This window comes from Shewanella sp. SACH, assembly GCF_001887095.2.
Classification (GTDB): Bacteria; Pseudomonadota; Gammaproteobacteria; order Enterobacterales; family Shewanellaceae; genus Shewanella; species Shewanella baltica.
On the sequence record NZ_MPDG02000003.1, the window covers coordinates 69,487 to 82,957 of the forward strand.

Annotated in this window: 11 protein-coding genes; 7 read left to right on the top strand and 4 right to left on the bottom strand. The window is 48.5% G+C overall.

Annotated elements, in window-relative coordinates; translation table 11 throughout:
• Positions 1-179: 179 nt before the first annotated feature.
• The gene (locus BM607_RS14490; RefSeq protein WP_012588386.1) at positions 180-1,781 is read left to right on the top strand and encodes an AMP-binding protein; all 1,602 of its coding nucleotides are present in this window, start codon (positions 180-182) and stop codon (positions 1,779-1,781) included.
• A gap of 138 nt (positions 1,782-1,919) precedes the next feature.
• Here BM607_RS14490 and BM607_RS14495 read toward each other — a convergent pair whose 3' ends face one another.
• From BM607_RS14495 to BM607_RS14510, 4 genes are all read right to left on the bottom strand, one after another.
• Positions 1,920-3,824, bottom strand: a complete 1,905-nt coding sequence (locus BM607_RS14495) for an ABC transporter transmembrane domain-containing protein (RefSeq protein WP_071940184.1) — start codon at positions 3,822-3,824, stop codon at positions 1,920-1,922.
• A 220-nt stretch (positions 3,825-4,044) separates the two neighbouring features.
• Positions 4,045-4,602, bottom strand: coding sequence for a heme utilization protein HutZ (gene hutZ, locus BM607_RS14500; protein WP_012588388.1), 558 nt, complete (start codon positions 4,600-4,602; stop codon positions 4,045-4,047).
• A 50-nt stretch (positions 4,603-4,652) separates the two neighbouring features.
• On the bottom strand, positions 4,653-5,234 hold the full coding sequence (gene hutX, locus BM607_RS14505) for a heme utilization cystosolic carrier protein HutX (RefSeq protein WP_087486553.1): 582 nt from the start codon (positions 5,232-5,234) through the stop codon (positions 4,653-4,655).
• Between the two features lie 131 nt (positions 5,235-5,365).
• Positions 5,366-7,456 (bottom strand): TonB-dependent hemoglobin/transferrin/lactoferrin family receptor, encoded by a 2,091-nt coding sequence (locus tag BM607_RS14510; RefSeq protein ID WP_071940183.1) that lies wholly within the window; start codon positions 7,454-7,456, stop codon positions 5,366-5,368.
• Between the two features lie 363 nt (positions 7,457-7,819).
• Between BM607_RS14510 and BM607_RS14515 the strand changes: the two genes are divergently transcribed.
• The 6 genes from BM607_RS14515 to BM607_RS14540 all read left to right on the top strand — a co-directional run bounded on the left by BM607_RS14515 (position 7,820) and on the right by BM607_RS14540 (position 13,360).
• The gene (locus BM607_RS14515; RefSeq protein WP_071940182.1) at positions 7,820-8,692 is read left to right on the top strand and encodes an energy transducer TonB; all 873 of its coding nucleotides are present in this window, start codon (positions 7,820-7,822) and stop codon (positions 8,690-8,692) included.
• 164 nt (positions 8,693-8,856) lie between these two features.
• Positions 8,857-9,612 (top strand): MotA/TolQ/ExbB proton channel family protein, encoded by a 756-nt coding sequence (locus BM607_RS14520; RefSeq protein ID WP_071940181.1) that lies wholly within the window; start codon positions 8,857-8,859, stop codon positions 9,610-9,612.
• Complete coding sequence (locus BM607_RS14525) at positions 9,609-10,046, top strand: biopolymer transporter ExbD (protein WP_071940180.1); 438 nt, start codon at positions 9,609-9,611, stop codon at positions 10,044-10,046. The genes BM607_RS14520 and BM607_RS14525 overlap by 4 nt, the downstream gene beginning before the upstream one ends.
• Positions 10,047-10,307: 261 nt before the next feature.
• Positions 10,308-11,303: a hemin ABC transporter substrate-binding protein gene (locus tag BM607_RS14530; RefSeq protein WP_071940179.1), complete on the top strand. Its 996-nt coding sequence runs from the start codon at positions 10,308-10,310 to the stop codon at positions 11,301-11,303.
• Positions 11,304-11,466: 163 nt separating this feature from the next.
• Positions 11,467-12,483: an iron ABC transporter permease gene (locus tag BM607_RS14535; RefSeq protein WP_071940178.1), complete on the top strand. Its 1,017-nt coding sequence runs from the start codon at positions 11,467-11,469 to the stop codon at positions 12,481-12,483.
• 10 nt (positions 12,484-12,493) lie between these two features.
• Positions 12,494-13,360, top strand: coding sequence for a heme ABC transporter ATP-binding protein (locus tag BM607_RS14540; protein ID WP_071940177.1), 867 nt, complete (start codon positions 12,494-12,496; stop codon positions 13,358-13,360).
• Positions 13,361-13,471 lie beyond the last annotated feature (111 nt).

The following is a 13,471-nucleotide window of genomic DNA, read 5'->3' on the forward strand; positions in this document are numbered from 1 at the left end:
TCCTTAACGCCTCAGCTTTAGAGTAAAAATACTATTTGTTACATAAAGATACCGTTACTGGTATAGCGATGTTTTTCGCGATAAGCATTGACCTCTAGTGCTAACACCCTCTAATCTAAACACCTGTTTAACTCCAGAATAATAACAACTAATAAACATCATCTTTGAGGTAGTTCAGCATGGCATACGATCAAGACTCTCAACTCAAACTAGACTACTCATCACTGGTCGATCTGATCGAGAAAACCAGCCTGCGTTATGGCGATAAACCCGCCTATGCCTGCCTTGGTAAAACCAGCAGTTTTAATGAGATAGAACGCGACTCTCGTTACTTTGCCGCCTATTTACAGAATAAGACCACACTCAAACCCGGCGATCGCATCGCCATTCAATTGCCCAATATCACCCAATTTGTCATCGCGGCCTACGGCGCAATCAGGGCTGGGCTTATCCTTGTTAATACGAATCCTTTATATACAGAGCGCGAGCTTATTCATCAGTTCAATGATTCTGGTGCTAAAGCGCTCGTGGTGTTATCCGACCTATTGCCGACCTTGGCCAAAGTCATCGACAGTACTCAAATAGAACTCGTCATCTCCACCCATCCTTTAGATTTGATCGATCCGCATGTGCAGCCAAAAACAGGGCTTAAGAATGTCGAGTTTTGTCAGATTTTAAAGCAAGGGGCTGACCTTCCCTTTAGCCGATTTATCTCCAATCTCGACGACCTCTCGGCGTTGCAATACACAGGTGGCACGACAGGATTATCTAAAGGTGCCATGTTGACCCACGGCAATATGCTCGCCAATGCGGCGCAGGTAAAATCCCGTATCGCGAGCGTGATCACCGAAGGGGAAGATATCTTTGTTGCGCCGCTGCCGATTTACCATATTTACGCTTTTATGGTGAACTTAGTGCTTTATTTCGAGTGCGGCGGTTGCTCGGTATTAATTCCAAATCCGCGTGATATTAGTGGCTTAATTAAGACACTCGCCAAATACCCCTTCACGGGATTTGCAGGACTCAACACCCTGTTTGTCGCCCTATGCCATCAACCTGAGTTTAAGGCACTGGACTTTAGCCACTTAAAAATCACTATCTCTGGCGGCACTGCACTCACTGCCGCAGCGGCGAATATTTGGCAACAGACGACAGGCAATATGATCAGCGAAGGTTATGGGCTATCTGAAACCTCACCGGTGATTTCACTCAATGCGCCCGGTTATCAAAAGCTTGGCACTATTGGTAAACCTGTGATTGGCACTGAAGTTAAACTCTTAGATGAAAACAACCTTGAAGTGCCCTTAGGTACAGCGGGAGAATTAGCCGCGCGTGGCCCACAAGTGATGCGGGGTTATTGGAATAATCAGCAGGAAACCGCCAACGCTATGACTCCAGAAGGTTTCTTCAAAACCGGCGATATTGCCATAGCAACAGCGGAAGGTTTCCATCAAATTGTTGATCGCAAAAAGGATATGATCATAGTCTCAGGCTTTAACGTTTATCCCAACGAGGTGGAAAACGTGCTTGCGAGCCATCCAAGTGTGATCGAATGCGCCGTGGTGGGAGTAAAAGATGAACACTCGGGCGAAGCGGTTAAAGCCTTCATTGTACTCAAGGATGATAACCAAGATCATCAACAGGCAAAAGAAGCCATTCTAACCTATTGCCGCGAGCAATTGACCGCCTATAAATTGCCAAAAGTCATTGAATTTATGACGCAATTACCTAAGAGTACCGTAGGTAAAATTCTGCGCCGCGAGCTAAAAGATAAAGCTTAGAGACCGCACTTAAAGTGCTGTACTTAAAGTGCCGTACTTAAAGACAAAGCTGATTAACAAAGCTTAGCAACAAACGCACAATAAAAGACCCAGTGAGCTAGCTTGAGCGTTTCAGTTAGCAACTGGGTTTTATTTTACCTAAATGGTCTCATTTAAGGCGCTGGCATTGGCCTCTTCGGTTAACAATTGCAGACTGGCAAATTCACGATATAACGCATTGGATTGCATCAACTCTTGGTGGCGCCCGCAGGCAACAATCTCGCCCTTATCGAATACAAAAATCCTATCGGCATTGATCACCGTCGATAAGCGATGGGCAATAATCAAGGTAGTTTTACCCGCCATCAATACGTCCAGCGCTTGCTTCACTTTCTGCTCGCTTACCGCATCTAAAGCGCTGGTCGCTTCATCGAGTAACAATATGGGTCTGTCGGCTAAAATCGCCCGTGCAATGGCGATCCGCTGTTTTTGCCCACCAGAAAGCCGCACGCCACGCTCACCTAAATAGGTTTGATAACCGTCAGTAAACTCGCTAATAAACTCGTGGGCACGGGCTGCAATACAAGCATCAATCACTTCTTGCTCAGTCGCATCGACTCGGCCATAACGCACGTTTTCAAGCACACTGGTCGCAAAAATCACTGAGTCCTGCGGCACCAGAGCAAACTGCGCCCGTAGGTCTTGTGGCAGAAGCTTAGCAATATCAATTCCTTCCAGTCGAATACTGCCAGCGCTAGGCACATAAAAGCGCTGCAATAACTGGAACAAGGTACTCTTACCCGCGCCACTTGGGCCGACTAAGGCAACCCGCTCACCCGCGGCAATGGCCATATTGAGCTGTTTTAGCACTAAGGCATCATGCTCTGGATAGGCAAAGTTGAGTCCTTCTATCACTAACTCGCCACTGACCTTGGCGGGTAACGTCACTGGATGAGTTGCAACGGGAATATCCACTGGCGTTTCAGCCAGTTCAATTAAACGCTCGGCGGCGCCTGAAGCCCGCTGGATCTCGCCTATCACTTCGCTAATCGTCGCCACAGCGCCTGCAACCATCACAGCGTAAAACATAAAGGCGGATAGCTCGCCGCCCGTCATCTTACCCGACATGACATCGTGGGCACCGACCCAAGTCACCATAGCAATCGCCGCGATACTTAAAAACATCACGGTTGAGATCAGCAAGGCACGGTAACGGATCCGCCCGCTTGCCGCAGACATCACATCTTCGACGCGGGTATTGAATAGGCTACGGTCTTTATCTTCATGACCATAGGCTTGTACCGTATGAATTTCATGAAGTGTTTCATCCACATAAGCGCCGAGATCGGCAACCCTGTCTTGGCTTTCTCGCGCCAGCGTACGCACTTTACGGCCGAAAAAGATCACCGGTCCCAACACTAAAGGTACAGCCAATAACACTAATAAGGTCATCTTAACGCTGGTGATCCCCATCATGACTAAACCACCAAGTACCGTCACACTAGAGCGCAGTGCCATAGATAAACTCGAGCCCACCACGGTTTGCAGCAAAGTAGAGTCGGCGGTAAAACGGGAGATCACTTCGCCGGTGCGAACCTTAGCATAAAAGGCGGGCGAAAGTTTAAGCAGTTGATTGTAAACAGTTAGACGAATATCGGCACTGACCCGCTCGCCGAGCCAAGTCATTAAATAGAAGCGGCAAAACACCGCTGTGCCACTGACGGCGGTAATCCCAAGCACTAACAATATAATTTCATTCAGCCGCTGCGCATTGTCACGCACAAAGCCTTCATCAACCATTAAGCGCACACCTTGGCCCAATGATAGCCAAGCGAGTGACCCTATCATCAAGCAGATAATCGCCGCGACGACTTTCAGTTTGTAGGGTTTAAGAAAACCAACAATCCAAGGCAATACGGATCTTTGCTGCACCGAGGTTGGTTTAACCTTCGAAGCATCAGCGCTTATTGTAGGCGTGACTGGAATTAACTTTTCAGGCAATGGCTCTGCGCCCGCTTTAATGGGGTTTGGTGATTTGGCTAATTCGACGGTCGGCTCTGTCACGGGTGATATCCTTCGGTAGGGAACGGCAATTCAAGCATAACATTCGCCTGAACTGGGTATCTGCAAGCCGTTAACCGCGCAGCTTTGCTTAAAGCATATCAGTGAGATGCTACCTGTTGCGGTAAAATTCAAGGGCAAAGCGTGGTTTTACTCAAAAGAAAAGCATAAAACCAACCCGCAGCGAGTGCGGGTTGGTTTTATTGCCATCGCTTAGCGCGACTTAAGCGACTTGCTGGTTTTCCGGTGTTTTGGGCGTGCCATGGTGGCCATCGCGCTTCCAATCCACATCTAACAACTCTGCGCCGCTCAGGCTAAATGCTTGGCCAAAACCTTTCACATAAAGACCCTGATGGGGCGCGAGCTTGTATAAGTTAAAATCGGTTAATGCCGCAAGGTTATCGGACATTTCGCCAAAACGGGCTGACAACACACCAACGCCCTTAATGAAGGCTGGCGTATCACGGGGCACGGCCTCGGCAATCGCATCGAAGGTCAAACGCTTGCGGGCAAAAACCGATTTGGCCGCGGTTTCATCCTCAACTAGCATCACAGAGACCTTAGATGAGTGCTTTAAGTTATGGCCATGACGGGCTAAGTCACTCACCAGAATATAAAAACCGTCATCGGCCAGTGCGAAGGGTGCATAACTCGCATTAGGCTGGCCATCTGTACCTAACGTGGCCAGTTGCAAGGTTTCCCTTTGCTGTTTAAAGGCTTCTATCTCAGGTAAAAGCTTGTCTCTTAAACGTTGTTCTTGTTCGGTCATTTCAGGCTTCATTTGCTGTGTTCCTTAAATACTGTCGTTAATGCTGCAATTCAGAGGTGTGACTACACCGAGGCAAAGGCAGTTGCGAGCGCTTTAAATTGGCGAACTTGTTCAGGAAACAGCGCTCTTTGTTTATCGCGACCTAAATACACTTTGAACACGACCTCACCTTCGCTGCCGAAGAAGTTAATCGAATGGCTCTCGCTGCCTCTAAAAGGTCTGCTGATCAAAGCGATGCCGCGCATGGCTTCTAGTTTGAGATGCCCGTGCAAACCGTCGCCCTTGCTGTAGAGGTTGTAATAACCGTGGGCGTATTTTCCCTCGGGAAAATCCCCTTTAAATTCAAATACACTGCCCGACAACATCACAATAGTGGTTAACTTTCCCCATTCGGGTAAGGCTTGCAGTAATGTATCGAGCTGAGTTAACGGCACAAACACCACTTGTTCGGGCGGCAAGGCGGCAACGACTTCGAGCTCGGCAATGCCTAATTCACTGGCGAGCTGCGCTGGCATTAAATCAGCTTGTTGCTCAAATCGTTGTCGCAGTTGCGTTTGTTGCTCACTTGGCTGATTTTGCTCACTTAGCTGACGTTGCTCAGAGCCTAAATCTGGCGCGACATCGAGCTCGCTATCGAGTGTCATCTTCATTTTACTGTCTCCAGCGGTAGTGACTATTGAGTGGCTTGGCATTAAACGCTGACTCCCGTTTACCGCTTGCTCAGATTTAACACTCAGCATTTGCCGAAACGGAAGTCAGCACTTTAATGCAGGGCTTAGAACATATAGCGCGCCGATAACTTCATATTACGACCCGGTTGATACAAGGTTTGCCACGCTTGTTGGTACTTTTCATCGCCGATGTTTTCGATGGCGAAATCCACTCTCACACCCGCCATCGCGCCCATAGTCGGCTCCCACGCAACATACACATCCCATAGGGTGTAATCGTCGTATTTCGCCACTTTGAAGCCATCAGGCGTATTCGACTGCGTCGCCACATAAGTGACGCGAGTGCCGAGTTTCATGTCGCCTTCCATAATGCCTTGGGATAAATCAACGTTAAATTTATTGGCGGGTATACCTTCAATATCGCCGCCATTTTTACGATCTTCACCATGGGTTTGGCCATAATTCATCGCTAAGCGAGTTTGGCCAATTCGGTAACGACCGCTAATTTCAAAGCCAGTTAAACGCGCATCTTCGACGTTATTCCATGAGGTCGTTTGCTCGAACCCAGGAATACCATGCCAAGGATTAGACACTTGCTGCACGATGAAATCGTCCACATCGTTACGGAAGATGTTGAACGTCAACGCTAATTCATCATCACCGGCTAACTCACTGAAACGTAAATCTGCTTTGATTTCTTTGTTACGGGCTTTTTCAGACTTTAGGTCTGGATTGGTCGCAAAGGTGTTGCATAGACCTTGGGGCAAAAATCCCGGAATAGGTGGAATGCAGTAATGGGTGCCACTAGAATACATTTCCTCTACCGAAGGTGCGCGGAAGGCTTGATCGTAACGGGCACTTAAGGTCAACCAAGATTGAGTCTGCCAAACTAGCCCTAGCGATGGCGATAACTCATTATCATCGGAGGATAAATTGAGGTTGTTACTGTCATTTTTAAAGCTGTCATAACGCAGACCTGCATCCAGATTTAACGTCTTAGTCAGCTCAATATCTGCCCGCGTAAAAGCGCCCCATACTGTGGTTTCACCATCAATATTTCCCGGACGCTGGCCCACTTGACCCGAATCATCACGCGTCGTTTCTATGGTATCGCGAAAGCCATCAACGCCGTAGGTCAACAAAGTATTGCCCAAGCGCGAACTGTTATTGAGGTTAATGCCCACAGTTCGATACTCAGTGCTGTCTAGCTGGCCCTTAGTAATACGGTCTTCATCGTAGTCGGTACTGTTCCAATACACTTGCATCTTAGTATCCAGATACGGGTTATTGGCTGGATTGAAACTGTAATCTAAGGTGATATTTTGATCGTCTGTCTTGCGACGTACTAAAGGTACTGAATTACTGGCTGCCGCAGAAGGATTACTTGGCACTAATTCATTGATCTTATTGACTCTCGCAGATAACTCTAAGCGTGAAGCCTCATCGGCTTGCCAACCGAATTTGACTAAACCACTGCTGCCATTAGATGAACTGTTGCTTAGGGTTTCGTCATTACCGGTTTTTATATTGTTTGAGTCGGTGTAAGAGCCGTTCAGTAACCAATCGATACTGTCTTGTTGACCATAAATAGCGCCACTGGTTTTAGTGCGCGAGCCATTGGTCTCATAACCTTGCTTTAGGAAGCCACCAAAGGTTTCATTGGGCGCTAAGAAATCCTGCGCTGACTTAGTATTTTGCGCGACGACGCCACCCAGTGCGCCACTGCCCCACAAACTACTGGCTGGACCGCGCAGCACTTCAATGGATTTCAGCAACTCAGGGTCCATAAAGTAAGTTGCTCTGTGGCCAGAGCCGGTATTTTGTCTCGCTCCGTCAATCGTCTGCAGCACTCGACTGCCACTTAAACCACGGATTTCAACCCCTTGAGATGAAGCTCTTGGGCCATTCGTCAGCGTAATATTCGCCTCGTTTTTAAGGGCATTAGCCACGGATGATGCTTGAGCTACCGCAAGTTGCTCTTCACCCACCACGGCTACGCTGCGGCTGGTTTCGGAGGCTTTTTCGCTGATGCGGGTTGCGCTCACTAACACTTCATCAAACTCTGTCGTGACGAGTTTTTTATCCGCATCACCTTGCACAACAGGCTTAACATTTTCTTCTGCCGCTAACGTAAAACTTAGGGCCGTACTACTCAGTGCTATCGCCATGGCGATCACTAACGGCTTTTTCTTCATCTCTTCATCCTCAAGTGATAATCAGCTGTTCCCGTGCAATTCAATACTGAGCCCAGAGTCTCTTTCCTAACGCCAATCCTTTTGAGATTGAGTCTGTTACAGATGCTCCTTTCCAAATTAGGCTCTTTCAAACTTGAGCCCTTTCCAGACAGAGTCCAAGACAATCAGTACCCATAAAGTAGGATGAATTACCGGTTTAGCTGTTTTTTTAAGCGCTCATTCGAGCTATTGCAGGCACTCTACCTGAGATAACAAAATAGATCAAATGCAAATCATTATCATTTGCGATCTTGTTTATATTGGGATATCTTATTTACCGAAGATAAATCAGCAGAAGTGCTTTATTAGGAAAAAGAGGTTGCTGTGACACCGAAACGATATCTTGCCTTTGGCGCGTTAACTGTTGCCATCCAAACGGGTGTTATCGCCTCGCAGCCTGCTATCACTATGCTGCAAAGCGCCCAAGCATCGAGTGCAAATCATGCATCGAACACTCCCTGCGCAAATCGTGTCACCCTGAATTTTTCTGCTGCGACGAGCACGACAAGCAGCAACGCCAGTGTCGAGCCCATAACGCAAACAGAATCCAAGTTAGCCACAGTGAGCAGCACAGCAAGAAAAGTATCAACAGCAGACTCTGTCGATAAAACGGTTATCGAGGCTGTAGAAAAACCCAAAGCTGATCAACGAATTGACAGCCAGTTAGCTAAGAAACCTTCTGTCGCAAAACCTACTGCTAAAAGTTATCCAGATACAGATCAATCAGCGACGAACGCTTTAGTAAATAAGCAACCCGAACATGTTGAACAAGAATTAGAGCTAAAAACAGAGCCCAAAACAGCACAAGAACCAACGAATTTAATCGCTAACGCAGCCGAACTAGATGCAAAAGCGACTCAAAATGTAGACAGTGCAGCCGCTGACAATGCCCAATTTAACGACAGCCTCCAAACCAACATAGTGGAATTAGCCAAACCGCTGTTTGCTACAGCGCCACCGCAACCGACTTATCCGCGAATAGCACGTAAGAAAGGATTCGAAGGCACTGCAACCATAGAAGTGATGTTTAACGAACTTGGCGAGCAGCTAGCACTGACGTTAGTCACAAGCTCAGGCTTCAGCCTGCTAGATCAAGCAGCAATCGCTGCGGTTGAAAACTGGCAATTTGCGGCGCCTACGCCAAGGCTAGCGAGTCACTACAAGGTCAGAGTGCCGATTCGTTTCGCACTTAACTAGCGGGCCTCAATCTTATCGCTGAAAAGCTAGCCATAGGAAAACAGGCAACAGGAAAGCCTGCAGTACGAAAGATAAAGCGCTAAATAGTGAGCCATAGTAAAGCTCACTTTTTGATCCACTCACTGACGTATAAAACTGATTTTTCAATCGATTGGAGAGGCTTAATGCCCATAACTGATTTTTCAACCCTACAGACTCAGCTTGGCGTGCTAACTTGGCCCTTGTTGTTATGTGCATTTTTGGCCTTGATGATCTGCCTTGAACGTAGCGCCTTGTTTTTGCATCAAACTCTGCTGTCAATCTGGCCGAAAAAACAGGCTTGGGTAACGTCATTGCGTCAATCAAGCTCGACGGCGACCACTGAAAACGTCAGCGCGCTGCTAGCGCAAACCAGCGCACAGCAAGATTTACTCGCCCGTGGCGCGACCTTGTTACTCAAACAAGTCCACCAGCCCAAAGTGCTAAGGGAAGAATTGCTCAGTCTGTGGCTCAACAAACAGCAACGCGACTTGCAAGCCGGACTAAAGGTTTTACAAGTAATTGGCATTATCAGCCCATTACTCGGCCTACTTGGTACCGTACTAGGCCTCATCGACATGTTTGCTCAGCTTGGGCAATCACAAGGCCCAGTTACCCCAGCGCAACTCAGCGCCGGACTCGGTCTTGCGATGAACACCACAGCTGCCGGACTCATTATCGCAGTGCCCGCCATTACCGCCGCCCATCTCTTTGGCATTTGGGCCCAAGGTCAATGCCTGCGCGCAGGGCATGTACTCAATCAACTCAATCTGTGGTTAGCGGGTATCGAAGATATTTCAATCGATAGCAATCAATACCAAGCATTCAGCAAAGTCAGCAACAGCAGCACTGAGCAAAAGTCGGCATTCAACTCTCATTCCCAGATTGAGCCACAGACATGATAAGTGCAGATGCATCACCGCGCTCGCAGGCAGGCATTGCTTCGCCTGAGCAACTTCCGAGCCTAGATTTAACCGCGTTAATCGACATTATTTTTATTGTGTTGGTATTTCTACTGCTGACGGCAAACAGCCAACTACTCAGCTTGCCGGTAGATGTGCCGCAAAGCCCAAGTTCGGCCATCACTGCAATCGACAACAAGCCAACGATTGCCATCAATATCATGGCGACAGCGCCTTATTGGGCAATAGATAGTGAGACATTTGATAATTTAGCGACTTTTACCGCCGCGTTTACCGCACATTTTAACACTATGCCAGAGGCGACCGTGATTATTGCCGCCGATAAGGCCGCGCCCGTGGAACCTTTGATGCAACTGCTCGCGCTGCTACAGACGCAGTCCATCAGCCAGACCCAAATATTGATGGAGCATTAGCGCGTTGCCAAGCCCGCTATCTGCCCCCAAAAGCCAAATGAGCAAGCTAGATAATGAGCCAGAGACACAGCTAGTACAGCCTCTCTAGCTAAAGACCAAAACCAACACGAAAAGATGCAGGCAGTAAACCACGACTTTTAACTTACTGATCTTAATCTACTGAACTTAACGTACTGATTTTTAAAGCTACCATTTTGAAAGTCTGATGTTAGAAACAGTAACTAAGCCTGTGGCGAACAAGTTTGTATTAGGAGTTCAACCATGTTGTTTCAAGCAACTAAAATGTCATTAAAAATAGATACTAGCGCCCTTGGCCATCCGCATAAGCCTAAGTGCGCATTTAATCCGTTAAGCCGATTTAAGCCATTAAGCAAAGTGGTATTTATCGCCTCAGCATTTGCGGCTTTGCTATCGTCCAGCGCCTTTAGTGCTGAAACGCATTCTGAACATGAGATAAGACTCGTGAGTGCGGGCACGGGCGTCACTGAGCTCGTGCTCGCCCTCGATGCGGGTAATGAGCTGATCGCCATAGATTCCACCAGCTATGTACCTGACGGTTTAGCCCATGTGGCTAAGCTTGGCTATCACAGAATGCTCTCTGCCGAAGGCATTATCGCCCTCTCGCCAACACTCGTTGTCGGCTCGGATGTCATGGGGCCTGAGACCACGCTCAATGTATTAAAACAAGCCAATATCCAAGTTGTGCAGTTACCCGCAACGAACGATGAGCCGCAGCTAATGAGCAATGTGGATACCTTAGGTCAATTACTCAATCGTCCTGATAACGCTGTTAAGTTAAAGCTGGACTTACATCAACAACTGCAAAGCTTGGCGGATAAAAAACAACAAATAAGCGATGCTGGCGCTCAGCCAAAAATCCTCTTTATGCTGCTACAAGAAGGCCGTGGCGCACGGGTCGGCGGTAAAGGCACTGCCGCTGATACTATTATCGCGCTATCAGGTGCACAGAATATCGCCGAGTTTGATGGCTACAAAAGTATGTCTCAGGAAGGGATTTTGTCCTTGCAGCCCGACATTATCTTACTGTCGAAGCGCAGCGATAAACCCACCGAGCAAACCAACGCGCAAATTGCCAAAGAACTGATAAAAGAGATGCCGCTACTCGCCCATACCCCCGCGGGTAAAAACGGCCATATTCAAACGCTGGCGCCACAAGCGCTTCTCGGTGGTTTAGGCATCAGTGCGATTAGCGCCGCCGATACGCTCGCCAGCACATTGCTCAAGCAAAATCAGTAACCTGCATAGTAAAGAATACCGTCAATCATCAGGTGCGCTCATATTGATTATATGAGTCACTTATTTGAATGGCTTGTATGAGCCACTAATCGGACTCGCAGACTTGCACTACTGACTCACACACCAGATTAGTCACCTGATAAAAATAGAAAGGATAGTTGAGATGTTCCTCAATCGCTGGCTCTGGCCCGGTTTAGTCACACTGTTAGCCCTAAGCTGCTTACTCTCGGTCAGCACAGGGCCGGTCAGTATCAGCCTAGTGGATGCCCTAAGCGCAGTGCTTAATTGGGCGACCCAGCAAAACATAGGCAATATTGCGCCCCACGAACAACTGGTGGTCAACACTGTTCGCCTGCCGCGGACATTATTGGCACTGGCAGTAGGCGCCACACTCGCCCAGTGCGGCGCAGTGATGCAGGGACTGTTTCGTAATCCCTTGGCTGATCCCGGTATTATCGGGGTGTCATCTGGCGCAGCTCTTGGCGCGGCCATCTGTATCGTGCTGTTACCCAATGCAAATCCATTCATGATCCCCATCAGTGCCTTTGTATCGGGTTTAATCACCACCCTTGTTGTCTATCGCCTCGCCAGTAGCCCAACCGGAACATCAGTCGTGTTGTTACTGCTATCGGGCGTCGCCATTGCAGCACTGACAGGCGCTGGAATTGGCATGCTCACGTATCTTGCCAACGACATGGCGCTGCGTGACTTAACCTTGTGGCAGATGGGCTCGATAGCGGGTGCGCAGTGGATGTATGTCAGCCTGTGTCTCGTGACTTTAGCATTACTCAGCTGGCGATTTCGCCAAGATGCGGCGGCGCTCAATGCCTTATTGCTTGGCGAATCCGAAGCGCGCCACTTAGGGATAGATGTCGATAGGCTCAAGCTTAGACTTATTTTACTTTGTGCCTTAGGCGTTGGCGTAAGCGTCGCGGCGACCGGCATTATTGGCTTTATCGGCCTAGTGGTACCGCATTTAGTCCGCATGATGTTAGGGCCAGATCATCGCCAACTGCTGCCCATCAGCGCCCTTTTAGGTGCCGCCCTATTAGCCTTAGCCGATATCGGCGCTCGCGCCTTCTTGCCACCAGCAGAGTTACCGGTTGGGTTGGTGACCGCGCTCATCGGTGCGCCATTCTTCATTTTCTTACTACTGCAACAACGCAGTAATCTCATCTAAGCGAGGCGTTATGACTGTCACTTCCTATGCCAAATCAGAATCAAGATCAGATTTTGAATTAGCACCTAGAGCACATCTAACTCATTCAGCTAATGCACAGTTTGAGCGCACTGAGCTCTGCATTAGTCAGCTCGATGTCAGCATTGGGCAGAAAACGGTGCTCAGCGATATTAATGTGCAATTTAAACCCGGTGCAGTAACCGCCCTACTCGGCCCCAATGGCGCGGGGAAATCGACGCTACTCAAAGCCCTTTGCCAAGAAATCAGTACGCCAAGGCAAAGTATCCGCCTAGGCCATAGCCAGCTGGTGGATTGGCCGAGGCGCGAACTAGCAAAATCCTTAGCCGTACTGCCACAGCACGCCAGTCTCACGTTCCCCTTTACAGTGTTCGAAGTGGTCGCTATGGGTCTTTATCCCTTAACCATCAGTCATAAAGAGGGGGAAGCGTTAGTTGCCGAGCAGCTGGCGCAAGTGGGCTTAACCCATCTGGCTAAGCGCAGTTATCCAACCCTCTCCGGCGGCGAAAAACAGCGAGTCCAGCTCGCCCGCGTCTTGACTCAACTCAGTCAATCGCCGTTCCCGCCCATACTGTTACTCGATGAGCCAACATCGGCATTAGATCTCGCCCAGCAACACAGAGTGCTTGAGTTAGCCCAAAACTTAGCTCATCAGCACGCGTACACTGTGATAGTAGTACTGCACGACCTTAACCAAGCTGCTCGCTATAGCGATCAATTAATCGTATTGAAACAAGGGCGAATCGTGAGCGAAGGCACGCCAGCAAAAGCCTTGTCGGTCGATACCATTCGTGAAGTATGGGACTATGAACCAGTATACGTTGCTGCACCAGAAGGCGGGCATCCACTGATTTTTTAATGAAATGAAGATATTGGCCATAAGTTTTAATGTCTAATGTGGGTATAATCTGGCTATGACACTTTTCGCTCGCTTATTACTAACGAATTAGCGAGCAGCTTCGCGGGCATA